Annotated in this window: 20 protein-coding genes; 10 read left to right on the top strand and 10 right to left on the bottom strand. The window is 70.9% G+C overall.

The genetic code is table 11. From position 1 onward, the window contains the following. Window positions 1-13: 13 nt before the first annotated feature. The gene (locus tag GXW71_RS20240; RefSeq protein WP_211854440.1) at window positions 14-616 is read right to left on the bottom strand and encodes a D-Ala-D-Ala carboxypeptidase family metallohydrolase; all 603 of its coding nucleotides are present in this window, start codon (window positions 614-616) and stop codon (window positions 14-16) included. A 196-nt stretch (window positions 617-812) separates the two neighbouring features. Between GXW71_RS20240 and GXW71_RS20245 the strand changes: the two genes are divergently transcribed. Next, the gene (locus GXW71_RS20245; RefSeq protein ID WP_211854441.1) at window positions 813-1,883 is read left to right on the top strand and encodes an LLM class flavin-dependent oxidoreductase; all 1,071 of its coding nucleotides are present in this window, start codon (window positions 813-815) and stop codon (window positions 1,881-1,883) included. Between the two features lie 183 nt (window positions 1,884-2,066). Here the strand turns inward: GXW71_RS20245 and GXW71_RS20250 are convergent, their stop codons facing one another. Beyond that, window positions 2,067-2,702: a GntR family transcriptional regulator gene (locus GXW71_RS20250; protein WP_211854442.1), complete on the bottom strand. Its 636-nt coding sequence runs from the start codon at window positions 2,700-2,702 to the stop codon at window positions 2,067-2,069. 196 nt (window positions 2,703-2,898) lie between these two features. Between GXW71_RS20250 and GXW71_RS20255 the strand changes: the two genes are divergently transcribed. Next, window positions 2,899-3,753, top strand: coding sequence for an alpha/beta fold hydrolase (locus tag GXW71_RS20255; RefSeq protein ID WP_211854443.1), 855 nt, complete (start codon window positions 2,899-2,901; stop codon window positions 3,751-3,753). A gap of 10 nt (window positions 3,754-3,763) precedes the next feature. Here the strand turns inward: GXW71_RS20255 and GXW71_RS20260 are convergent, their stop codons facing one another. After that, complete coding sequence (locus GXW71_RS20260) at window positions 3,764-5,527, bottom strand: chloride channel protein (protein WP_211854444.1); 1,764 nt, start codon at window positions 5,525-5,527, stop codon at window positions 3,764-3,766. Window positions 5,528-5,680: 153 nt separating this feature from the next. On the opposite strand from GXW71_RS20260, the gene GXW71_RS20265 reads away from it, so the two are divergent. Both GXW71_RS20265 and GXW71_RS20270 read left to right on the top strand, forming a co-directional pair. Further along, window positions 5,681-6,571: a LysR family transcriptional regulator gene (locus GXW71_RS20265; protein WP_211854474.1), complete on the top strand. Its 891-nt coding sequence runs from the start codon at window positions 5,681-5,683 to the stop codon at window positions 6,569-6,571. A 74-nt stretch (window positions 6,572-6,645) separates the two neighbouring features. Continuing rightward, window positions 6,646-6,798: a hypothetical protein gene (locus tag GXW71_RS20270; protein ID WP_211854445.1), complete on the top strand. Its 153-nt coding sequence runs from the start codon at window positions 6,646-6,648 to the stop codon at window positions 6,796-6,798. Here GXW71_RS20270 and GXW71_RS20275 read toward each other — a convergent pair. The 7 genes from GXW71_RS20275 to GXW71_RS20305 all read right to left on the bottom strand — a co-directional run bounded on the left by GXW71_RS20275 (window position 6,791) and on the right by GXW71_RS20305 (window position 13,078). Beyond that, on the bottom strand, window positions 6,791-7,885 hold the full coding sequence (locus tag GXW71_RS20275; RefSeq protein ID WP_211854447.1) for a YeiH family protein: 1,095 nt from the start codon (window positions 7,883-7,885) through the stop codon (window positions 6,791-6,793). The genes GXW71_RS20270 and GXW71_RS20275 overlap by 8 nt on opposite strands. A gap of 186 nt (window positions 7,886-8,071) precedes the next feature. Next, a complete protein-coding gene (locus tag GXW71_RS20280) occupies window positions 8,072-9,589 on the bottom strand; it encodes a sulfite reductase subunit alpha (protein WP_211854449.1) in 1,518 nt (505 codons plus the stop codon). After that, window positions 9,589-10,581, bottom strand: coding sequence for an FAD:protein FMN transferase (locus GXW71_RS20285; RefSeq protein WP_211854450.1), 993 nt, complete (start codon window positions 10,579-10,581; stop codon window positions 9,589-9,591). Before GXW71_RS20285 ends, GXW71_RS20280 begins: the two co-directional genes overlap by 1 nt. A 14-nt stretch (window positions 10,582-10,595) precedes the next feature. Next, complete coding sequence (locus GXW71_RS20290; RefSeq protein ID WP_211854452.1) at window positions 10,596-11,399, bottom strand: DUF4198 domain-containing protein; 804 nt, start codon at window positions 11,397-11,399, stop codon at window positions 10,596-10,598. Window positions 11,400-11,416: 17 nt separating this feature from the next. Continuing rightward, complete coding sequence (locus tag GXW71_RS20295) at window positions 11,417-11,926, bottom strand: DUF2271 domain-containing protein (protein ID WP_211854453.1); 510 nt, start codon at window positions 11,924-11,926, stop codon at window positions 11,417-11,419. A gap of 10 nt (window positions 11,927-11,936) precedes the next feature. Continuing rightward, complete coding sequence (locus GXW71_RS20300) at window positions 11,937-12,578, bottom strand: PepSY-associated TM helix domain-containing protein (protein WP_211854455.1); 642 nt, start codon at window positions 12,576-12,578, stop codon at window positions 11,937-11,939. A 191-nt stretch (window positions 12,579-12,769) separates the two neighbouring features. Beyond that, window positions 12,770-13,078: an alkylphosphonate utilization protein gene (locus GXW71_RS20305; RefSeq protein ID WP_211854457.1), complete on the bottom strand. Its 309-nt coding sequence runs from the start codon at window positions 13,076-13,078 to the stop codon at window positions 12,770-12,772. 153 nt (window positions 13,079-13,231) lie between these two features. Here GXW71_RS20305 and GXW71_RS20310 point away from each other — a divergent pair, with 153 nt between their 5' ends. From GXW71_RS20310 to GXW71_RS35240, 6 genes are all read left to right on the top strand, one after another. Then, window positions 13,232-17,122 carry a hydantoinase B/oxoprolinase family protein gene (locus GXW71_RS20310; protein ID WP_367617337.1) on the top strand — a complete coding sequence of 1,297 codons (3,891 nt, stop codon included), beginning with the start codon at window positions 13,232-13,234 and terminating at the stop codon, window positions 17,120-17,122. A 2-nt stretch (window positions 17,123-17,124) separates the two neighbouring features. Continuing rightward, entirely contained in the window at window positions 17,125-18,711 is a 1,587-nt protein-coding gene (locus GXW71_RS20315) for an ABC transporter substrate-binding protein (protein WP_211854461.1), read from the top strand. 138 nt (window positions 18,712-18,849) lie between these two features. Then, complete coding sequence (locus GXW71_RS20320) at window positions 18,850-19,857, top strand: ABC transporter permease (protein ID WP_211854462.1); 1,008 nt, start codon at window positions 18,850-18,852, stop codon at window positions 19,855-19,857. Window positions 19,858-19,859: 2 nt separating this feature from the next. Next, the gene (locus GXW71_RS20325) at window positions 19,860-20,717 is read left to right on the top strand and encodes an ABC transporter permease (RefSeq protein ID WP_211854463.1); all 858 of its coding nucleotides are present in this window, start codon (window positions 19,860-19,862) and stop codon (window positions 20,715-20,717) included. Next, window positions 20,714-21,697 carry an ABC transporter ATP-binding protein gene (locus tag GXW71_RS20330; protein ID WP_211854464.1) on the top strand — a complete coding sequence of 328 codons (984 nt, stop codon included), beginning with the start codon at window positions 20,714-20,716 and terminating at the stop codon, window positions 21,695-21,697. Before GXW71_RS20325 ends, GXW71_RS20330 begins: the two co-directional genes overlap by 4 nt. Then, on the top strand, window positions 21,694-22,526 hold an 833-nt coding region (locus GXW71_RS35240; protein WP_211854465.1), incomplete at its 3' end, for an ATP-binding cassette domain-containing protein. The genes GXW71_RS20330 and GXW71_RS35240, both read left to right, overlap by 4 nt.

Consider the following 22,526-nt stretch of genomic DNA (forward strand, 5'->3'; position numbering starts at 1 on the left):
TTGCAACGCGCTGTCACTCCGCTTCCTCCTCATAGTCGAAGCCGCCCTTCTTCGCCGGCGTGGAGGTCGTGATCCCCCGCGTGTCGAAATGCGTGAACTTCACGCCATAGGCCTTCACATAGCCGCGGTACTGGAAGAAGCAGCCAGCGATGACGCCGGCTTTGATCTGCTGCGGCAGCACGCCCATGGTGATCTTCTTGCCGGTGGAGAGCGTCTCCGTCACCCGGTTGAAGTAGATCGGCGAGAAGAACCACTTGCTGCATTCCCATTCGCGCAGCTTGGCCTTCACGGTGTCCGGCTTCACCCCGCTCACCTGGAAGTCCAGCGCCGAGAAGGCCTGGTGCGTGCTGCCGGGCGCACGCCCGGCATTCCCGGATTTCACCGGGTCGTTGTAGTCCTCCGACCGATAGGCGCTGATCAGCTTGATGCTGGCCCCGAACTCGTCGCGCAGCACATCCAGCACCGCGATGGTCGGCGCGATGTTGTGCCAGAGCTTCTCCGGCGGCGGCGTGTTCAGCGGCCGGTAGCGCCCGACCAGCAGCTCCTTGTAGTTGAAGTGCTTCAGGCCAAGGCTGGCGACGAATTGCGCGAATTTGGGCTCGTCGAAACTCGGCATGGCGGATCTCCCGGACGAGGCTTTTCGCCATTGTATCCCGAACGGAACATTACGATCTTTCGCATTGCCGTGAGTGCCTGACGGCCGCGCTGCAGCCGACAATGCCACCCAATATTGTTGACAATCTTTCGCAAGATCCTAGCGTCATGGCGACGCTGTGCCCGCCACGGCGCCGCGGCCCTGCCGGGAGATCGCCATGCGCTTCAGCAACTTCCTGTTTCCCGAAAGCCGCGACCAGGCCCGCGACGGCCAGGTACTGGATGAGGTGCTGGCGGAGGTGCAGCTCTGCGAGGCGCTGGGCATGGAAGCGCTCTGGCTCAGCGAGCACCATTTCGACGGCAATTGCGCCTATGTCGATCCGGTCGCCTTCGCGGCCGTCATCGCCGCCGCGACCCAGCGCATCCGCATCGGCTTCGCCGTCGCACAGATGTCGCTGCACCACCCGATCCGCCTGGCGGAGCAGCTTTCGCTCATCGACCATGTCAGCAAGGGGCGGCTGATCGTCGGCCTCGGCCGCGGCACGAATTACAACATCTACGAATACCAGGGCTATGGCATCGACCATGAGGAATCGCAGGCGCGCTTCGAGGAAGCCGCCGGGATCCTGATGCAGGCCTGGACCAGTGAGAACGGCTTCAGCCATCGCGGCCGCTTCTGGGATCTGAAAGTGCCGGTGCTTCGGCCCCGCCCCTATACGCGCCCGCACCCCTTCACGATCCGCGCGACCGCGAGCGAGGCATCGATCACCGCGCTCGGCCGGCAGGGCGAGCCCTTCCTGATGAACGTCCAGAGCAACGACACCACGCGCCACCGCATCGCGCTCTGGCGCCAGGCGGCGCAGGAGGCCGGCATCGGTGACGCCGCGATCGCGGCGGCACTCGGGGAAAGCTGGGTCTGGCGCAATGTCTTCGTGGCCGAGACCGATGCCGAGGCCGAGCGCATCGGCCTGCCCGCCTTCACCGCGATGCAGGAGCACCGCGCGGCGATGCGCAACCGCGTGCTGGCCGAGCAGGGGTTGATCATGGGGCATGCGGGCGCGCCGCCACCGGCCCGCATCGATCCGCGCCACGCGCTGATCTGCGGTAGCCCGGCGACGGTCGCCGAGCAGATGCAGGCGGTGGCGGCGACCGGCGCCGGCGGCGTCATCCTCGCCTTCCGGATGGGGCCGATGAGCTACGCGCAGGTCGAGAGCAGCCTCACGCTCTTCATGGAACAGGTCGCGCCGCAGCTCAGCCAGCCGCTTGTCGCCGCCGCCGCCGGAACCTGACCCGATACAGGTCGGCCCAATACCCGCGGCCGCAGGCCGCCCCTGGCCCCTGCGGAGCGAGCGCAGCGATGCTCCGGGGCCGCGAATGCGGCCCCGCGCGCGACCATCAGCCGCCGCCGGCGCGCCCTGACAGCGCGCAAGCCAAGCCGCGCGGATGCGCGGCGCCCGGCGTCTGAGGGCGAACTAAGACTCTTCCCTACCCATCGCCTCCAGGAAGCGCAGCTTGGCGCCCCGGATATGCCGCTCCAGCAGCTCCCCGGCCCGCGCCGGGTCGCGGGCGGCGAAGGCCGCGTAGATCTCCCGGTGCTCGGCATTGGCTGTGGCGATGCCGCCGCCGCCGAAGATCTGGCGCCGGCGGGAGATGCTGAGCTCCTTCAGCAGCGCCGCATGCAGGGCCTGCAGGCGGCGATTGCCGCTGAAGGCGATGATGCGGTCATGGAAGGCGGCGTTGATGTCGTGGAAGCGCTGCAGATCGCGCTTCGCGCCGGCCTCCTCCATCGCCGCGACGAGCTGCGCCAGCTCCGCGAGCTGCGGCTCGGTGATGTGTTCCGCCAGCGTCGTGCCGGCGAGGCGCCCGAGTGCGGCGCGCACGTCATAGAGCTCGACGGCGTCGCGGAGCGAGATCTCGCGGACGAAGCAGCCGCGGTTGGGATAGGCGACCAGCAGCCCGGCCTCGACCAGGGCACGGCAGGCCTCCCGGATCAGCCCGCGGCTGGTACCGAGGCGGAGCGCCAGCGCGCTTTCCACCACATGGCTGCCACTCGGCAGGGTCCCGTCGGTGATCAACCCCTCGATCTGGTCGCGGATCCGGCTCACCATGCCGCTCTTGGCGGCGCTTTTGGCCGGGGGCGAAGCCGGCGGAGACGCTGCACTCGTCATGCGCCGAAGGTAGCGCATTGTCCGGAAATCCCGGAAGCCAGTTCCGGCAGCCAGCCTCTGCCGCCGGTGCAGCCATCGCCCCTCATCTGCCCGCAACGCCGCCGCCCCGGCGGCCACCCAGGAAAGACAGGCTTCCATGACAACCGACCCCGACCCGATCGCGATCGAAAGCCGCTTCGCGACGGTCAATGGCGTCAGGCTGCACTACCTGACCGCCGGCGCGGGCGAGCCCGTGCTGCTGCTGCACGGCTATGCCCAGACCAGTCATATGTGGCGGCCGCTGATCGCCGAGCTCGCCCGCACCCGCCTGGTGATCGCGCCCGACCTGCGCGGCTTCGGCGCCTCCGACAAGCCGGCGGGCGGTTATGACAAGAAGAGCCTGGCCCAGGATGTCCATGCCCTCATCGCCTCGCTCGGCCTCGGCAAGCTGGCCGTTGCCGGCCACGATATCGGGCTGATGGTCGCCTATGCCTATGCCGCGCAATACCCGGCCGAGGTCAGCCGCATCGCGCTGATGGACGCCTTCCTGCCCGGCGTCGGCGACTGGACCCATGTCTGGCTGCTGCGCGACCTCTGGCATTTCCACTTCTACGGCACGACGCCGCTCGCGCTCGTCGAGGGCCGCGAGCGCATCTACTTCGAGCATTTCTGGAACGACTTCGCCGCCGATCCCACGCATTCGGTGTCCGAGGCGGATCGCCAGCTCTATGCCGCTGCCTATGCGCAGCCGGGCGGCATGGCCGCGGGCTTCGAGGTGTTCCGCGCCTTCGAGCGGGATGCCAGCGACTTCGCGGGCTTCGCCGCGACCAGGCTCACCATGCCGATGCTGGTGCTGAGCGGCGAGAAGGCGTCGGGCGAGTTCCTCATCGCCCAGGGCAGGTTGGTGGCCGACGACGTCGAAGCCGTCATCATCCAAGGCTCCGGCCATTGGCTGATGGACGAGGCGCGGGACCAGGTGGTGCCGAAGCTCACGGCGTTCCTGACCCGCTGATCACCAGCCATCACACCAGGCCCACCTCTTCCTGCCGCCGCTTGCCGAGCTCCTCGCCGTAACGGCGGAGCAGGTGGCTCGCCGTCACCAGGCCGATGACCTTGCGGCTGTCGAGCCCGTCCAGGACGGCGAGCGATTCCACCTCCGCCGCGTCGAAGATCGCCATCGCCTGCTTGGCGTTCATGTTGGGCAGCAGCGCCTGATCCTTCAGGCGCAGCAGCGATGCCACCGTCCCCTCCTCTGCCACCGCATGGGCATCGGCGACCAGCACGATGCCGGCGTAGCGCCCGGCCTCGTCGAGCGCCACGACGCGCTCGGTGGAGCCGAGCGCGAAGTCGCGGCGGAAGGAGGAGAGCCGCGTGTCGGCGCGGATGGTGCGCACGTCGCGGCGCATCAGCCGCCCGACCGTCAGATCGCGCAGCCAGCCGATGTCATGGGCGGAGCGGATGGTCTCCCCACGCAGATGGAAGCGCCAGGTCGCGAAGGAATAGCCGAAGGCGCGACGCACCAGCAGACCCGCGACCGTGACCCCGGTCAGCACGGCGCCGGAGATCGCGAAATTCCCGGTGCTCTCGAGCGCCAGGAAGGTCATGGCCAGCGGCGCGCCGATCACCGCGGTGCCGAAGGCGCTCATGCCGACCACCGCCAGCAGCAGCGGATCGACCAGCGGCAGGCCGAGCAGCGGCGGCAGCACGGCAAACAGCTTGCCGAGCAGCGCGCCCAGCAGCAGGGAGGCGAAGAACAACCCGCCGCGGAAGCCGGCACCGAGCGACAGCGCGGAAGCGAGCGCCTTCAGCACCAGCAGCAGCAGCACTGCCCGCATCGGCCCTTCGGTGTTGAAGGCGATATGCAGCGCCCCGTGCCCGGCCGACAGCACCCCGGGCGAGAGCAGCGCCAGGATGCCGACGCCGAGCCCGCCCACCGCCGGCCGCAGCGCGGCCCAGGGCACCGCCCGCTTCATCACTGCCTCGATCGCGCCGACACCGCGCATCAGCGCGATGGCGACGGCGCCGCAGAGCAGGCCGAGCAGCAGCGCCAGGGCATAGCCGTCCCAGCCCGGCGCCGGGACGCCGCCCGGCTGCACGAAATAGGTCTGTCCGTGCAGCAGCCGCGCCACCAGCGTCGCCGCGACGGCACTCGTCACCACCGGTGCGAGCGCTGCGATCGCATAGGTGCCGATCACCAGCTCGAAGGCATAGAAGGCGCCGGTCAGCGGCGCGTCGAAGGCGGCGGCGATGGCGCCGGCGGCACCGCAGCCGACCAGGATGCGAAGGTCGCCGCGACGCAGCCCGAACAGCATGCCGAGGCGCGAGGCGACGCCGCCGCCCGCCTGGGTATAGCCCGCCTCCAACCCCACCGAGGCGCCGAAGCCGTTGGAGAGGATGTTCTGCACCGCCACCACCGCGCCGTCCCAGAGCGACATGCGGCCGCCATGCAGCGCATTCGCCTCGATCGGATCGACCGGCACGCGCGGGCGGCGGCGTGCCACGGCGAGGTTGAGGAGGCCGAGCAGCAGCCCGCCCGCCGCCGGCAGCAACAGCAGCCGCAGCGGATCGGCATCGCGCACCGCGCTCAGCAGCCCGTGCACGACGCCGGGGCCGAACAGCGTGTGCAGCCAGCGCGCCGCGCCGCTCATCGCGGCCGCGAGCACCCCGCTCGCGACGCCGACCATGAGCGCGAGGCCAACCAGCCCGAGCTCCCCGGACCGTGCCCAGGATCGCAGCCCGGCCATGGGCCTGGCGATGCGGCGCAGACGGGAACGGGGGTGATGCATGCGGGGGCCTCGGCGGGCGCTGGCTGGTCTCCGGTGCGATGGACCTACGCCGCATGCGGCAGCCGGACCATGCCGTCATTCGGCAAGTCGCCCATCTCCGGGACGCAGGCTCGCCTCAATGCCAGCCGGCGGATAGCCTCCCTCGGCATGAGGATGACCCTGGACCAGCTTCGCGTCTTCGTCGCGGTTGCCGAGCGGGAGCATGTGACGCGCGCGGCGGAGGCGCTGAACATCGCGCAATCCGCGGCGAGCGCCGCGATCGCGGCGCTCGAGGCCGGGCACGGCATCCGGCTGTTTCATCGGGTCGGGCGGGGGATCGAGCTGACCGAGGCCGGGCGCCGCTTCCTGGTGGAGGCGCGCGCGGTGCTGGCGCGGGCGGACGCCGCGGAGCTGATGCTCGCCGAGCTCAGCGGCCTGGTGCGCGGCGTGCTCTCGGTTCAGGCGAGCCAGACCATCGCCAGCTATTGGCTGCCGCGCCACCTGGTCGCCTTCCGGCGCGCCTATCCCGGCATCGAGGTCCGGCTCGGCATCGGCAATACCGCGCAGGTCGCGGCCGCGGTGCATGAGGGGCTGGCCGAACTCGGCTTTGTCGAGGGCGTGGTGGAGGACGCGCTGCTGGCTACCACCCCGGTCGCGACCGACCGGCTGGTGCTGGTGGTCGCCCCCGACCACCCCTGGGCCGGGTGCGCCGGCCTGACGCTCCGGGAAGCGGCCGAGCAGGGACGCTGGGTGCTGCGGGAGCAAGGCTCCGGCACCCGATCCGCCTTCGAGGCGGCGCTCATCGCGGTGGGCTTCCCGGCCAGCCGGCTCAAGGTCGCGCTCGAGCTGCCGTCCAACGAGGCGGTGCGGGCGGCGGTGGAGGCCGGCATGGGGGCCACGGTGATCTCCGCCTCGGTCGCGGCGCCGGCGCTGGAGGCAGGGCTGCTGCGGCAGGTGGCGCTGCCGGTGCCGGACCGCCTGTACCAGGCGCTCCGCCACCGCGACCGCGAGCCGAGCCGGGCGGCGGAGGCGCTGCTGGCGCTGATCGCCACGCCGCCCGCCTGATCCAGCCTGGACAAGCGGCCTGTTCAAGCGGCCGCAGGCCGCCCCCGGAAAGGCCGGGCTGCGAGGCGAAGCCGATGCAGACCGAGGCCGCGCATGCGGCCCGCGCGCGACCATCAGTCGTCGCCAATGCTGCCCTGACAGCGCGAAAGCCAAGCCGCACGGATGTGCGGCGCCGGCGCCTGAGGGGCCTTGATCGCTTCGCGATCGAGGCCGCATGCATCAAGTGATGCCGAGCAACCGGATCAGCCCGATGCCGATCGCGCCGAGCACCAGCAGCGAGAGGCTGACCGTCGCCGTCACCCGGCCGCCAGCGCGGGCCACCACCCGGACGTCGACGCCAAGCCCGAGGGCGGCCATCGAGATCACGGTCAGCAACCCCGCGACCATCGCGATCGGGGCCAGCAGCCCCTGCGGCAGCAGACCGAAGGAGCGGAGCGCCATCATGGCCAGGAAGCCCAGGATGAACCAGGGCACCAGCCGGTGCAGCGGCGGGCGGCGCGGCGCGGCACCCGCCTCCGCCGGTCCGCGCAGCCGGGGCGCCAGCAGCGACAGCACCAGTACCACCGGGCCCAGCATCAGCACCCGCACCAGCTTCACCAATGTGCCCACCTGCAAGGCCGTGGCGCCGATCGGCGCCGTCGCGGCCAGCACCTGCGGCACGGCATAGACGGTCATCCCTGCCAGCACGCCGTATTGCGTGTCGGAGAAGCCGAGCGCCGGCGCCAGGAAGGGCAGCCCCAACACCACGACGACGCCGAGCACCGCGGTGAAGGCGATCGAGGTGGCGACGTCCTTCGCTTCCGCGCCGATCACCGGCGCGACCGCCGCGATCGCCGAATTGCCGCAGATCGCATTGCCGCTGGCGATCAGGATCGCCATGCGCGACGGCAGGCCGAGCAGCCGCCCGATGCCGTAGCCCGCGACCAGCGCGCAAGCGACGAGGAGGGCGATGCCCGCCAGCAGCGCCGGCCCGACCGCCAGCACCGTCGCGGCGCTGAGCGAGGCGCCGAGCAGCACTACCGCGATCTCCAGCAGGGTCTTAGCCCCGAAGGCGATGCCCGGCCGCCAGCGGGCGGAGGGCGTCCAGGCGCTGCGCAGCGCGGTGCCGAGCAGGATCGCCAGCACCAGCGCCTCCAGCCAGGCATGGCCGAAGAGCGCCGCCTCGATCCGGGCCAGGGCGATGGCGGCCAGGGTGACGCCGACACAGAGGAGAAGCCCGGGGACCAGCGCCAGCAGCTCGGCACTGATACTGCGGGGCGGCGTCGCCGCGGTCGCGGCGGGGGCTTCGGGAATGATGCGGGTCGGGGCCGTCATGCTGGGTCCTCGGCGGGAAGCCGTGCCGCCAGCATCGGCCCATGACATCTCAGCGTCCAATGGATGAATATGATGATTTCAATCTGAAATCATGATTGATGGAATCGCTGTTTCGCGTTCACCCGCTGACCAGCGCTACGCGCCTATGAGTCCGGTCCCGAAGGGCAGGATTTTCTTCGCCGGAGATCAGTAGACGTCCCGCCGATAGCGCCCGGCCTCCAACAGCGCTGCCAGGCCGTCCTCGTCCAGGATTGCGGCGAGCGCGGCATGCACCGCCGTCGCCATCCCCGCCTGGCTGCCGCAGACATAGACGGCCGCCCCATCCCCCACCCAGCCGCGCACCGTGTCGCCTGCCGACGCCAGCAGGTGCTGGACATAGACCCGCCCCGCCTGGTCGCGGGAGAAGGCGAGGTCGAGACGGTCCAGCAGGCCGGAGGCCACCCAGGCCTCGACCTCATCGCGGTGGAAGTAATCGGCCGCCCGGGTCCGTTCGCCGAAGATCAGCCAGTTGCGGCGATGGCCAGCCGCTTCCCGCGCCTTGAGATGCGCGCGCAGCCCGGCGAGGCCGGTGCCATTGCCGATCAGGATCATCGGCCGGCCGTCCGGCGGCGGGTGGAAGCCGGCATTGCGGCGGATCCGGAGATCGACCGTCCCGCCTGCCGCCGCATGCGCGGTCAGCCAGCCGGAGCCGAGGCCGAGCCTGCCATCCGGATGCCGCATCTCCCGCACCAGCAGTTGCAGCGTGCCATCGGCGGGAAGGGAGGCGATCGAATAGTCGCGGTGCGGCAGCTTCGGCAGCGCTTCGACCAGCGCCTGGGCCGGGAGGCCCGCGACATCAGCGACATCCTCCGGCAGGCGCCGCGCCGCCAGCACCTCCGCGAGCGTGGTCCCGTCCTCGGCATGGACGGGCAGCGCGGGGTCGAGGTCGAGCACCGCCAGCATGGCGCGCACCGCGTGGGGCGCATTGCGGGGCATCACCTCCGCGATGTCGCCGGCCTGCCAGTCCGGCAGCGCCGCCGGCGGCGTCAGCGCGATGTGGAAGGCAGGGGCGCCGGGGCTGCCGGGATTGAGCAGGCGCCGCTCCGCCAGCCGCCAAGCCTCGTGTCGCGGTGGGCGCCAGGCTGGCGCCAGCGCCCTGCCGGCGAGGTGGCCCAGATGCGCCTCCCATTGCCGGAGCGCCGCGGCATCGCCGTCATCGACCTCGACCACCGGAAACAGCGGCGTTGCGCCGCGCTCGCGCAGCCAGGCATCGAGGCGGCGGCCGAAGGCGCAGTAATTGGCGTAGCTGCTGTCGCCGAGCGCCAGCAGCCCGTAGCGCAGCGACGAAAGATCGGCGGCGTTGGCCATCACCTTGCGGATGAAGACCGCGGCATCGTCAGGCGCATCGCCCTCCCCGGCCGTGCTGGCCAGGAACAGCACCCGGTTGCCATTACCGAGATGGCTTCCGGTCAGCGCATCGATCCGGGCCGCGCGGACCGCGAGCCCGCCGCTCCGCAGCGCTTCCGCGGTGCGCGCGGCGAGCTGCTCGGCGAAGCCGGTCTGGCTGGCATGGACGACGAGGTATTCGGCGGGCCCGCCCGTGCCTTCCGCCGCCCGCCGCTGTGCCTGCGCGCGCCTCCATGCGCGCCAGGCGATGACGGCGCTGAAAGCGAGCCAGGCGAGAAGGACGGTGAGCGCCGCCAGCATCCGGTCGGTATCGGGCATCAGCCGTCCAGCATCGCGGCGAAGGCGGGCGACATCATCTCGTGCAGGGCCTCCGCCGCGTCGCGCCGGATGAAGAGTGCGGCAATGCCGTGGCGCGCCGCATGCGCCGGGCCTGCCTCCGGCCCCAGCACGGTGAGCGCGGTCGCGAGCGCATCGGCCCGCATGCAGTCGCGCTCCAGCACGGTGACGGAGGCGAGGCCGGCGCCGGTCGGCCAGCCGCTGCGCGGATCGATCGTATGCGCGTAGCGAAAAGCGCCATGGCGGAAGCTGCGGCGATAGTCGCCGGAGGTCGCGACCGACAAGCCATGCAGCGCGACGCGGAAGGGAGTGGCATCGAGGCCGGGCGGCCGGTCGATCTCCACCCACCAGGGGGAGAGATCGGGCTTCACGCCCTGCCCGCGCAGCTCGCCGCCGACCTCCACCAGGAAGGAGGCGATGCCCATGCCGGAGAGCGCCTCCGCCACCTGGTCCGCGCCATACCCTTTGGCGATGCCGCAGAGATCGAGCGCCAGGCCGCCCGGCTGCCGGGCGTGCCGGCCATCGAGGCGGAGCCGTCGCCACCCGACGCGCGCCCGCGCGGCGGCGATGGCGTCGCCATGCGGCAAGCCCAGCGGCACCGCCGGCGGGCCGAAGCCCCAGAGATCGACCAGCGGGCCGATCGTCGGGTCATAGGCGCCGTCCGTCTGTGCCGCGATGTCGAGCCCCGCCCGCAGCACCGCGCAAAAACCGTCCGGCAGCACGTGCCAGCTTCCCGCCGGCGCGCGGTTGAAGCGGCTGAGGTCGGAGCCCTCCTCCCAGCCGCTCATCGCCGCGACCACGGCGTCGAGCACGGACTGGATGCCGGCTTCGACCCCGTCCAGCACCATCCCGGCGGGTGCCACCAGCCGCACCGACCAGGTGGTGCCCATGGTCCGGCCTTCCAGGCAGTGCACAGCGTCGCCACGCGGCAGCGCGGGCGGCGCCGCGAGCGGCGGAATGACGACGCGATGCATCCCTCAGTCGACCCTCAGGGCAGGACCTCGAGCGTCGCCGCATAGGTCGCGACGCGGCCGACATTGGGCAGGCCGGAATTCTGGTCGCGCACCGAGGCGCCCAGCCAGTAGCGGCCGGGGCCACGCCAGGTGACGGTCACGACGCCTTCGGCATCGGCGCGGAACTTCGCCTCGTTCTCCGCATCGCGGTAGCGGCTGTCGCCGGGCACCACGCTGACCTCGATGTCGCGGGCCGGCTGGCCGTCGAGCAGCAGGCGGAAGCGCGCCGGCTCGCCCGCCGCGAGATCGGTCGGGTGGGTGACGGGCACCAGCTCCAGCCCCTTGTTGGTCGGCTGCAACGCGCCCTGGGTCGGCGCGCCGCGTGTCGCGAAGGTCTCGACCCGGCGCTGGCTCAGATTGACGCGGAGCTGCTGCGCATTGGCCGGCACCGCCGCCGCCATCGCCTCGCGCGTGCCGCGCCAGCGCCGGCGCTGGCCGTCCTGCATCCAGGAGGCGATGACGTCCTCGGCCGCGACCACGAAGCGGTAGGTGCCGGGCTGGCGAAGCTGCATGTCGAAGGTGCTGCGGACGCGGCCGCGATGCGGATTGGCGGCTTCCCCGGCGGTGCCGTCCGGCGCGATCACCGAGAGCGCCTCGATCGGCATGGCGATCTCCGGCGTGAACAGCTCGTTGGAGATCGAGGCATCGATCGTCACCCAGGGGTCGTTGCCCGAGAGCACGGTGGCGGATGGCAGCAGCCACATCCGATGCGCCTCGGCCGAGAGCGGCAGCACCAGCATCGCGGCGAGGGCCAGTCGCGTCATGGAACGGAGCTTCATGGCAGTCTCCTGTTGCTTCAGGGCTTGATGTCGAGGGTGACGGCGCCGAGCTCGCTGGTGCCCTGGGCGCTGCCGGTCTGCGCGGCGGGCGGCCATTGGAAGGGCACCCGCACCAGCTCGCGGCCGCCGACCTCCCGCGCCGCTTCCACGACCAGGTTGTACTGGCCGGGCGGCAGGCGAGAGAGTTCGCCCTGGCCAGCATCGACGGTGATCACGTGCCGGCCCGGGGCGCGGGTCGCGCTGCTGATCCCATCCGCCGGCATGGTCAATTCGCGCCCGGTGCGGCGCCACCATTCGCGCATGTCCTTGAGCCAGGTGGTGCCGCGGGCGTTCCGCGTCTCGTACCAGACGGCGAGGTTCACCGCCGCGCTGCGGTCCGGCCGCTCCACCCAGACCGCCACATAGGGCCGGTGGTATTCGGTGACCTGGAGCTGCGGGATCTCGACCGAGAGGCTGAGCTCGGCGGCTTCTGCCGCGGTGGTGGCGGCGAGGCCGGTCAGCGCCAGGGCAGGCAGGGAGGGGCGCATGTCGCTTCTCTCAATGGATGAACAGGATGGCGAGGATGACGGGCACCACCAGGCCGAAGCCGACCACCGGCCAGGTGCTCGGCCGCGACCCCGCATGCAGGTGCAGCAGGATCAGGCCGGTCGTGCAGAAAACCAGGCAGGCGGCCGCGAAGACATCGATGAACCAGCTCCAGGCGAGGCCGGTGTGGCGGCCCTTGTGCAGGTCGTTCAGGTAGGCGATCCAGCCGCGGGTGGTCAGCTCGTAGCGCGCCTCCCCGCTTTCGCGGTCGATGGTAAGCGCGGCATCGGCGCCGGGGCGCGGCAGCACCAGGTAGATCTCGTCGCGCGACCATTCCGCCGTGTCGTCGCCGATCGAGACCGAGAATTCGCGCCGCGCCCAGTCCCGGATCGCTGATGGGATCGGGCGCCGCGCGGTCCCCGCCCCCGCGATCTCCGCCAGAAGCGGTGCCGGCAGGGTGGCGCTGCGCTCCGTGGTCTGCGGCGTGCCGCCGATATCGGCGGCGTGGTTCAGGGTGATGCCGGTCGCGGCGAAAAGCAGCATGCCGACCAGCGACAGCGCCGCGCTGATCCAGTGCCAGCGATGCAGGTGCTTCAGCCAGAAGGACCGGTTGCCGCGGGGCCGACTGATCTCTGCGGAAGCGAGCTCGCTCATGGATATCCCGGATGTGGCCGATGGCGCTGGGTGGCGGCGGATCCTCCACGAGCACGGGCTAGCCCGACGCGATCGTATTGTGTGGATGATAATTATTCGCAATTCCGGCGGCGGGCAATGGGCGCCGGAGGACGCAACCGGTTGCGAATTGTTTCAGGGTGAGGGGGGCCGGCCCGTTCCGGCCCCCGAACTCAGCGCTTCCGGACGAATTCCGTGCGGAGGACGAGGCCCTTGATCGCCTCGTGGCGGCAGTCGATCTCCTCCGCATTGTCGGTGAGGCGGATCGACTTGATGACCGTGCCCTGCTTCAGGGTCTGGTTGGCGCCCTTCACCTTCAGATCCTTGATCAGGATGACCTGGTCGCCATCGGCGAGGACATTCCCGGCGGCATCGCGGACCTCCGCCCGCCCGGCATCGGCGGCAACGGCCGCCATCTCCGACGCCGGGCGCCATTCGCCGGTCGCCTCGTCGTAGACGTAATCCTCGTTCCCGTCGGCCATGCCCGCTCCTGTCGCCGGACAGGCCCCGCCGGTCCATCCGCCGCCGCTGATAAGGCCTGGCCCGGCGCGGCGCCAGCGCCCGCCCTCCCGCCAAGGCCGGTATCCACCGGCATGGGAGTTGCTAAGCTCGGGCCCGTTCGTAGGAGACTTGCCGTGGCCGATGCCATCCCTTCCAGCCGCTATCGCCTCGGCTTCGACATCGGCGGCACCTTCACCGATTTCGTGCTGCTCGATGCCGCGACCGGCGCCATCCGTTTGCACAAATGCCTCACCACGCCGCAGGACCCGGCCGACGGCGCGCTCGAGGGCATCCGCGCCATCTGCGCCGATGCAGGCATCGCCATCGCCGATGTCGGCGCGCTGCTGCATGGCACGACGCTGGTCACCAATGCGCTGATCGAACGGCGCGGCGCGCAGCTGGGACTGCTGACCACCAAGGGCTTCCGCGACACGCTCGAATTCGGGATCGAGCAGCGCTACGACATCTATGACCTGTTCCTCCGCTTCCCCGACCCGCTGGTGCCGCGGCGCCGCCGCATCGAGATCGCCGAGCGCCTCGCCTATGACGGGCGCGTGCTGACCCCGCTCGATGCCGCCGCGGTGCGCGCGGAAGGCGCGCGGCTGGTCGCCGAGGGCTGCACCGCAATCGCCGTCTGCTTCCTGCACAGCTACGCCAACCCCGTGCATGAGCAGGAGGCCGGGCGCATCCTGCGCGAAGCCTTCCCGGGACTCTCCGTCAGCCTCTCCTCCGAGGTCGCGCCGGAGATCCGCGAATACGAGCGCTGCACCACCACCTGTGCCAACGCCTTCGTGCAGCCGCTGATGGACCGCTATATCGGCCGCCTGCTGCGGGAGCTGGCGACGCTCGGCTTCACCGGCAGCCTCAGGCTGATGCAGTCCGATGGCGGGCTCTGCGCGCCGGAAGTGGCGCGCGCCTTTCCGATCCGGCTGCTGGAATCCGGCCCCGCCGGCGGCGCGCTGGCGACCGTGCTCTTCGCGCGCGAAGCCGGGCTGCCGGAAGCGCTGGCCTTCGACATGGGCGGCACCACCGCGAAGAGCTGCCTGATCGAACGCGGCCGCGCCGCGGTCGCGCCGATGATGGAAGCGGCGCGGGTGCATCGCTTCAAGCGCGGCTCCGGCCTGCCGATCAAGGCGCCGGTCGTCGACATGATCGAGATCGGCGCCGGCGGCGGCAGCATCGCCGGCATCGACGAGACCGGCTTGCTGAAAGTGGGGCCGCACTCGGCCGGCGCCGACCCCGGCCCCGCCTGCTATGGGCGCGGCGGCACCGACGTGACGGTCACCGACGCCAACCTGCTGCTCGGCTATTACGACCCCGGCTTCTTCCTGGGCGGCACCATGGCGCTGGATCGAGACGCCGCGGAAGCGGCGCTCGAGAAGCTCGGCGCGAAGCTCGGCCTGCCGGCGATGGAGACCGCGGCCGGCATCCACGCCGTGGTCTGCGAGGCGATGGCGAGTGCGGCCCGCGTCCACCTGGTCGAGAAAGGCCGCGACCCCCGCGGCTACGCCATGGTCGCCTTCGGCGGCGCCGGCCCCGCCCATGCCGCGGATGTCGCGCGCGTCCTCGGCATCCGCGACGTGCTGATCCCGCCGGCTTCCGGCGCCGCCTCCGCGCTCGGCTTCCTGGCCGCACCGCTCGCCTTCGAACAGTCACGCAGCGCGCTGATGCCGCTCGGCTCCGCCACCGACTGGGCGGCCGCCAATGCGACGCTCGCGGGGCTGGAGGCGGAGGCACGCGGCCGGCTGGCGGCGGCCGGCGTGCCGGAGAGCGCGATGCGCGTCGAGCGCAGCGCCGAGATGCGGCTGATCGGCCAGCTCCATCAAATCCCGGTGCCGCTGCCGGAAGGCGCGCTTGGTACGGCCGGGCTGCCGGCGCTGATCGACGCCTTCGCCGAGACCTACCGCACGCTGTACACGCGCGTCGTCGACAGCGCCGAGATCGAGCTGCTGGCGCTCCGCGTCCGCGTCATCGGGCCGGAGCCGGAGATCGCGATCTCCGGCGCGGTCGCGGGCGACGCCAGCGGCCCCGCGCGCAAGGGCAGCCGCCCGGCCTGGTTCGAAGGCCGCTTCCACGAGACGCCCGTCTATGATCGCTATGCGCTGGCGCCCGGTGCGGAAGTCACCGGCCCCGCCATCGTCGAGGAGCGGGAAGCGACGACCATCATCGGCCCGACCGACAGCCTGGCGGTCGATGCCGCGCGCAACCTCCGCATCACCGTCGGCGCTGCGCGCGCCGCCGACACCCTCGTCGCGCCGGGGATGTCGCTGGAGGAAGCGAAGGCGAGGATCGAGGCCGATCCGATCGGGCTCGAGATCATGTGGTCGCGGCTGATCTCGATCGTCGAGGAGATGTGGCAGACCGTCTGCCGCACCGCCTATTCGCTGATCATCTCCGAAAGCCAGGACTTCGCGAATGAGATCCTGGACCCGCAGGGCAATCCGCTGGCGCATAGCCCGCGCGCCATGCCGCTGTTCAATCTGACGCTCACCCGCTGCGTGAAGGCGTTGCTGGAATTCTTCCCGCCGGAGACGCTGAAGCCCGGCGACGTGCTGGTGACCAACGACCCCTGGCTCTGCGCCGGGCACCTGTTCGACATCGCGCTGGTGACGCCGGTGTTCCGTGACGGGCGGCTGGTCGCGCTGCTGGGCACTGTCGGCCATGTCAGCGACATCGGCGGCGTCAAGGACCCGAACGCGGCGACCGAGCTCTTCGACGAAGGCATGCTGATCCCGCCGATGAAGCTCTATGCGGCGGGGGTCCCCGACAAGTCGCTGCTGCGCATGCTGCACGCCAATGTCCGCAACCCCGACCAGGTGCTGGGCGACGTCGAATCCATGGTCACCGCCAATGCGCTCGGCGCGCAGCGGCTGGATGCCTTCATGACGGAATACGGCCTGGCGGACCTGGCCGCACTCGCCGCTGTGGTGCAGGGGCGCAGCGAGGCGGCGACGCGGGCCGCGATCGCCGCGGTGCCGGACGGCGTCTATGAGAGCTCCCTCGAAAGCCGGCCACACCGCGAGGTTCGGCGCTTCACCGTCCGCGTGCACAAAGAGGGCGACGGCATCCATGTCGAGCATGTCGATGTGCCGGATGAGGAGCCGCGCGGCGGCGTGAACTGCACCATGAACGTGACCATGGGGCATTCCAGCTACCCCCTGAAATGCATGCTGACGCCGAATGTGCGCGGCAATGCCGGCTGCTACGCGCCGCTCGAGATCACCGCGCCGCCGCATACCGCGCTGAACTGCGACCCGCCGGCCGCGGTCGCGCACCGCACCCGCATCTCCTGGTGGATCGGGCCCAACCTCTACCGGGCGCTCGCGACGGCGATCCCAGACAAGGTGCAGGCCTTCACCGGCATGCCGAAATCCTTCACCTTCTATGGCCGCAACATCCAGGGCCGCGTCGCCGCCGACCATTTCTTCATGGGCGGCGGCCAGGGCGCTTCGCAGCGGCAGGACGGCAAGTCCGGCTTGCTGTTCCCGACCTCGGCCGCGAACACCCCGGTCGAGCTGCTGGAGAGCCGCATGCCGGTGGTGATCCTGGAGAAGACGCTGGTCGCCGATACCGGCGGCCCCGGCACGAAGCGCGGCGGGCTCGGGCAGCGGATGCGGGCCAGGCGGCTCGCGCCCGGCAGCGACGTCATCACCGTGGGCCTCTTCCCCGAAGGCTATGGGCTGACGGTGGACGGGCTGTTCGGCGGCCGCGCCGGCGGCAATGCGCATGGGCTGGTGCGGCGCCCCGGCGCGGAGGTGCATGACGTCACCACCGGCGAGGTCGTGGCGATGACCGAGCCCGCGATCGAGATCGAGGCGCAGATCGCCGGCGGATCCGGCTTCGGCCCGCCGCATGCGCGGGCGCTGGAAGCGATCGCCGCCGATATGGAGGATGGCTACATCACCGCCGATGCCGCGGTGCGCGACTATGGCTGCGTGCTCGGCCCCGACGGCCGGATCGATCCCGCCGCCACCGCGCGCCGCCGCGCCGGCCTCGCCGAGCCTGCCACCACGACCGGGAGCTGACCATGTCGCATACTTCTCGCCGTGCCGTGTTGCTCGGCGCCGGCGCCCTCGCCGCCCTTCCCGCTTCGGGCTGGAGCTTCGAGCGTGACGGCAACCGCAAGGTGCTGGTCTTCGCCGGCAACCAGGGGGTGCCGGTGCTCGACCCGCATGTGCGCTACGACTGGTCGACGCGCATGATCCAGCAATCCGTCTATGACGGGCTGCTGAAATATGTCGGCGCTCCCCCGCGCATCATCCCCTGGCTCGCGGAGCGCTATGAGGAATCGGCCGATGGGCTGACCTATACCTTCCACCTCGTCGGCAACGCCAAGTTCCACAATGGCGACCCGCTGGACGCGGAGGCGGTGCGCTTCTCCTTCGAGCGCGGCCTCAAGCTGAATGCCGGCATCGCCTGGATGCTCAAGGATTTCCTGAAGCCCGAGAACATCGTGGCGGTGGATCCGCGCACCGTGCGCTTCACGCTCGACCGGCCCTTCGCGCCGTTCATCAGCTATGTGCCCTGGTGGTACATCGTGAACCCGAAGCAGGTCGCGGCGAACACGGTCGATGGCGACAATGGCCGCCGCTGGCTGACCGAGAATGCGGCGGGGTCCGGCCCCTTCAAGCTGCGGCGCTTCGACGGCAATACGCTGATCCACCTCGACACGGTGCCCGACTACTGGAAGGGCTGGCCGATGGGGGAGGCCAACCGCCTCTCCGGCGTCATCTACAGGCTGCTGCGGGAAGCGGCGCCGCGGCGCGCCGCGCTGCAGCGGCGCGAGATCGATTTCGGCACCAATTTCAGCCCGGACGACCTCGAGCAGATGGCGCGGCTGCCGGGCGTCGCCATCGAGAACCATGCCGGCTTCACCACCTTCGGCATCAAGTTCAACTGCCAGCAGGGCCCGACCGCCGACATCAACCTGCGCAAGGCGATCGCCCATGCCTTCGACTACGAGTCGCTGATCACCATCCACAATGGCGGGGCGCGGCTGATGGACAGCCCCTTCCCGACCGGCATGGCCGGCCATGTCAGCGTGCCCGACATGCCGCGAAAGGACCTGGAGAAGGCGCGCGTCTTCCTGGCGCGGAGCCGGGTGCCGAACGGCGATATCGAGCTGGAATACGTGCATGTGCAGGGGCTGGAGGATGCGCGGCGCATCGGCCTCGCGCTGCTCGACAGCCTGCGCGCGCTGAACATCCGGGTGAACATCGTGGGCCAGCCCTGGACCACCATGGTGGCGCGCGGATCGAAGCCCGACACGGCGCCCAACATGACATCGGTCTATGTCACGCCGGTCGGCACCGACCCCGATACCGTCGCCTACCAGTACCACCGCGATTCCTGGGGCCTCTATTACGGCATGTCCCACTACGAGAACCCGGAGGTCTGGGCGATGATCGCGGAGGCGCGCGGCATGGTGGACCAGACCAGGCGCATGGCCATCTATGCCGAGGTGCAGCGCCGCATCGTCGCCGACCAGCCGGAGCTCTTCGGCATGATCGCCAACCGCACCTGGGCGCGGCGCGACTACGTGAAGGATTTCGAGTTCAGCCCGATCCGCTTCACCGGCGAAGTCGATCTCTACCCGCTCTGGATCCAGGGGTGAGGGCCGCTTGAGAATGGCGCGGAGGGCTGGCGAGGGATTTTTCGTCCCTGGCGTGTCGGCTGACGCAGCCGATGCTGGTTGCATCGGCGAGGAAGCCGGCGCGACAGGGGCGGAAAAGCACCGCCAGAGCGCCGCGCCATGATCACGTACCTGCTGCGCCGTGCTGGCCTCGCGGCGCTGATGCTGTTCGGGCTGATCTGCCTGACCTTCATCATCGCCAATGTCGCGCCGTCCGATCCCGCGGCGCTGGCGGCGGGGCCGGATGCCGGGCGATCCCAGATCGAGCAGGCGCGGCGGGAATACGGGCTCGACCGGCCGCTGCACGAGCAGTTCCTGCGCTACGTCACTGACCTCACGCGCGGCGATTTCGGGCGATCCGTCGCGAATGGGCGGCCGGTCGGGCAGGACCTCGCGCGGTACTTCCCAGCGACCTTGGAGCTCTGCCTGCTGGCCATGGCGCTCGGCGTGCTGGCAGGCGTGCCGCTCGGCATGCTCTCGGCGGTGTTCAAGGATCGCTGGATCGACCATGCGACGCGGATCCTCGCCGTCTCCGGCATCGCGCTGCCGCCCTTCTGGTTCGGGCTGCTGCTGCAACTGGGATTTGCGACCGCGCTCGGCTGGCTGCCGACCAGCGGGCGCCTCTCGGTCTTCACCGAGCCGGCGGCGCCGATCACCGGCCTGCTGCTGGTGGACAGCCTGCTGCGCGGCAATGGCGCGCTGTTCACGGAAGCGCTGTCCTACATCATCCTGCCGGCGATCGTCCTCTCGCTGCCCTGCCTCGCTTCCATCCTGCGGGTGAACCGCAGCGAGATGGTGGAGGCGCTGCGCGCCGACTACATCACCGCCGCGCGTGCCAACGGCGTGCTGCGGCGGCGCCTGATCGCGGTGCATGCGCTGAAGAACGCCATGCTGCCGACGCTCGCGATCATCGGTCTGCGCTGGGGCTGGATGATGAGCAGCACGGTGCTGGTCGAGACCGTCTTCGACTGGCCGGGCATCGGGCTCTACGCCGTCTCGTCAGCCATATCCGGCGATTTCAAGCCGGTGATGGGCGTGACCCTGATCGTCGGCCTCAACTTCATGATCGCGAACCTGGTGGTCGACCTGCTCTACGGCACGCTCGACCCTCGGCTGCGGGATGCATGAGAATGGCGTCGCGCAGCCTCCGCCTCGCTGGCTTTCTGTTCCGCCGCAGCTTCGCCTCCATGCTCGGGCTCACGCTGGTGACCCTGATCGTGGCGCTGGCGCTGCTCGGGCCCTGGATCGTGCCCTATCCGGATGACGTCGCCGGCGCCACCAACCTCGCGGGCAAGCTGCAGCCGCCGAGTGCGGCGCATTGGTTCGGCACCGATGAGGTCGGGAACGACATCCTGACCCGCGTCATCATCGGTGCGCGGCTGTCGCTGCTGGTGGGCCTCGGCATCACGCTCGCCGCCGCGGCGATCGGCGTGCCGCTCGGCATTCTCGCGGGCACCGCGGGCGGACGGCTGCGCGAAGCCATCATGCGGGTGACGGACCTGTTCCTCTCCGTCCCCGGCCTGGTGCTGGCGATCGCGTTGGTGGCGGCACTCGGGCCGGGGATCGCGAATGCCATGCTGGCGCTCGTGCTGGTCTGGTGGCCGGGCTATGTGCGGCTCGCGGAATCGAAGGCGCTGTCGATCCGGGAGGAACCCTTCATCGAAGCGGCGCGCGTCGCCGGCGCCGGGCGCCTGCGCATCCTCTGGCGACATGTGCTGCCGAACAGCATCTCGCCGCTGATCGTCAAGATGAGCATGGATATCGGCCAGGCGATCCTGGCCGTCGCATCCCTCGGCTTCCTCGGCTTGGGCGCCAAGCCGCCGACGCCGGAATGGGGTGCCATGATCTCGATCGCGCGCGGCTACCTGCCGGATTGGTGGTGGTACGCGATCTGCCCGGGCGCCTTCATCTATGCGAGCGTGCTCGGCTTCAACCTGCTGGGCGACGGGCTGCGCGACATCCTGGACCCGCGGAGCAACCGCGGATGAGTCTTCTGGAGATCAGCGACTACCGCCTCGCCTTCGACGGCTTCGACGGCACGGCCGCGGTGCTCGATGGCATCGACCTGGCGGTCGAGGCCGGCGACACGCTCGGCATCGTCGGCGAGACCGGCTGCGGCAAGTCGGTGCTGGCGCGGAGCCTGCTGCAGCTCAACCCGGTGCCGCCGGCACGCGTGGTCTCCGGGAGGATCCTCTTCGAGGGGCAGGACCTGCTGCGCCTGCCGGAAGCGGGGATGCGCCGGCTGCGCGGGCGGCGCATCGCCATGATCTTCCAGGACCCCGCGAGCTACCTGAACCCGCTGCTCGCCATCGGCACCCAGTTGGTCGACGTCATCCGGGGCCAGGACAGCGCCGCCGGCGGCGTCGTGCGGCCGCGCCGCGCGGCGCGCGCGCTGGCGGCGGAGCTGCTGGCCGCGGTCGGGCTCGCGGAGCCGGAGCGGCTGCTGGACAGCCATCCGCACCAGCTTTCGGGCGGCATGCGCCAGCGCGTGCTGATCGCCATGGCGCTGGCCGGCGAGCCCAGGCTGCTGGTCGCGGATGAGCCGACCACCGCACTCGACGTCACCGTGCAGGCGCAGGTGCTGGCGCTGATCTCCCGCCTGGTCGCCGACCGCGGGCTGACCCTGATCCTGATCAGCCATGACCTCGGCGTCATCGCGCAAAGCTGCGCCCGCGTCGCGGTGATGTATGCGGGGACCGTCGTGGAGGAAGCGCCGACCGCCGAGCTGCTGGCGCGCCCGCTGCACCCTTACGCACAGGGCTTGCTGGCGGCGGTGCCGGATCTGGACCGTCCCGAGCATCGGCCGAGCGGCATTCCCGGCAGCATCCCGAACCTGCTGCGCCCGCCCGGGGGTTGCCGCTTCCATCCGCGCTGCCCGCGCGCCACGGCCGAATGCGCCGCGACAAAGCCGCTGCTGCGGGAGCTGGCGCCGGCGCATCGCGTCGCCTGCCACCACGCCGCGCCATGAGCGTGTTGCTCGAAGCCGAGGGCCTGACCAAGACTTGGCGCGTGAAGCGCGGCGGCTGGCGCCAGGCGATCAGCGTCACGGCGGTGGCGGGCGTCGACCTGACGCTCGCCGCCGGCGGCGCGCTGGGGCTGGTTGGCGAAAGCGGCTGCGGAAAGTCCACCCTGGCGCGGCTGCTGCTGCGGCTGACGCCAGTCAGCGCCGGACGCATCCGCTTCGGCGGCGCCGATATCACGCATATGCCGGAGGGGCGGCTGCGGCCGCTGCGCCGGCGCATGCAGTTGATCCACCAGAACCCCTCCGCGGCGCTCGACCCCAGGCTGACGGTCGCGGCTTCGGTCGCGGAACCGCTGATCATCCAGCGCATGGCCAAGGGTGCCGAGCTGCGGGACCGGGTGGCGGCGCTGCTGGCCGAGGTCGGGCTGCCCGGCGAATTCCTGCACCGCTACCCGCATGAGCTCTCCGGCGGACAGAAGCAGCGCGTCTGCATCGCCCGGGCGCTCGCGACCGAGCCGGAGCTGCTGGTGCTGGACGAGCCGACCTCCGCCCTCGATGTCTCGGTGCAGGCGCAGACGCTGGAATTCCTGGCGGCGCTGCGGGCGCGGCGGGGCCTGGCCTATCTCTTCATCAGCCACAACCTGGCGGTGGTGCGCCAGGTCTGCGACCGCGTCGCGGTGATGTATCTCGGCCGCATCCTGGAGGAAGGGCCGGCGTCGCAGGTGCTGGGCGCGCCGCGGCACCCCTATTCGCGCGCGCTGCTGGCCTCCGTGCCGCGGCTCGGCGCCGCGCGCATCGCCGCGGCCGCGCCGGGGGAGCCGCCCAACCCCGCCAG

It is taken from the genome of Plastoroseomonas hellenica, from assembly GCF_018129085.1.
GTDB classification, from domain to species: domain Bacteria; phylum Pseudomonadota; class Alphaproteobacteria; order Acetobacterales; family Acetobacteraceae; genus Plastoroseomonas; species Plastoroseomonas hellenica.

Excerpts from the sequence above, each read along its gene's own strand:
- GXW71_RS20240 (WP_211854440.1), bottom strand. The coding sequence starts at position 616 with ATGCCGAGTTTCGACGAGCCCAAATTCGCGCAATTCGTCGCCAGCCTT.
- GXW71_RS20245 (WP_211854441.1), top strand. The coding sequence starts at position 813 with ATGCGCTTCAGCAACTTCCTGTTTCCCGAAAGCCGCGACCAGGCCCGC.
- GXW71_RS20250 (WP_211854442.1), bottom strand. The coding sequence starts at position 2,702 with ATGGTGAGCCGGATCCGCGACCAGATCGAGGGGTTGATCACCGACGGG.
- GXW71_RS20255 (WP_211854443.1), top strand. The coding sequence starts at position 2,899 with ATGACAACCGACCCCGACCCGATCGCGATCGAAAGCCGCTTCGCGACG.
- GXW71_RS20260 (WP_211854444.1), bottom strand. The coding sequence starts at position 5,527 with ATGCATCACCCCCGTTCCCGTCTGCGCCGCATCGCCAGGCCCATGGCC.
- GXW71_RS20265 (WP_211854474.1), top strand. The coding sequence starts at position 5,681 with ATGACCCTGGACCAGCTTCGCGTCTTCGTCGCGGTTGCCGAGCGGGAG.
- GXW71_RS20270 (WP_211854445.1), top strand. The coding sequence starts at position 6,646 with ATGCAGACCGAGGCCGCGCATGCGGCCCGCGCGCGACCATCAGTCGTC.
- GXW71_RS20275 (WP_211854447.1), bottom strand. The coding sequence starts at position 7,885 with ATGACGGCCCCGACCCGCATCATTCCCGAAGCCCCCGCCGCGACCGCG.
- GXW71_RS20280 (WP_211854449.1), bottom strand. The coding sequence starts at position 9,589 with ATGCCCGATACCGACCGGATGCTGGCGGCGCTCACCGTCCTTCTCGCC.
- GXW71_RS20285 (WP_211854450.1), bottom strand. The coding sequence starts at position 10,581 with ATGCATCGCGTCGTCATTCCGCCGCTCGCGGCGCCGCCCGCGCTGCCG.
- GXW71_RS20290 (WP_211854452.1), bottom strand. The coding sequence starts at position 11,399 with ATGAAGCTCCGTTCCATGACGCGACTGGCCCTCGCCGCGATGCTGGTG.
- GXW71_RS20295 (WP_211854453.1), bottom strand. The coding sequence starts at position 11,926 with ATGCGCCCCTCCCTGCCTGCCCTGGCGCTGACCGGCCTCGCCGCCACC.
- GXW71_RS20300 (WP_211854455.1), bottom strand. The coding sequence starts at position 12,578 with ATGAGCGAGCTCGCTTCCGCAGAGATCAGTCGGCCCCGCGGCAACCGG.
- GXW71_RS20305 (WP_211854457.1), bottom strand. The coding sequence starts at position 13,078 with ATGGCCGACGGGAACGAGGATTACGTCTACGACGAGGCGACCGGCGAA.
- GXW71_RS20315 (WP_211854461.1), top strand. The coding sequence starts at position 17,125 with ATGTCGCATACTTCTCGCCGTGCCGTGTTGCTCGGCGCCGGCGCCCTC.
- GXW71_RS20320 (WP_211854462.1), top strand. The coding sequence starts at position 18,850 with ATGATCACGTACCTGCTGCGCCGTGCTGGCCTCGCGGCGCTGATGCTG.
- GXW71_RS20325 (WP_211854463.1), top strand. The coding sequence starts at position 19,860 with ATGGCGTCGCGCAGCCTCCGCCTCGCTGGCTTTCTGTTCCGCCGCAGC.
- GXW71_RS20330 (WP_211854464.1), top strand. The coding sequence starts at position 20,714 with ATGAGTCTTCTGGAGATCAGCGACTACCGCCTCGCCTTCGACGGCTTC.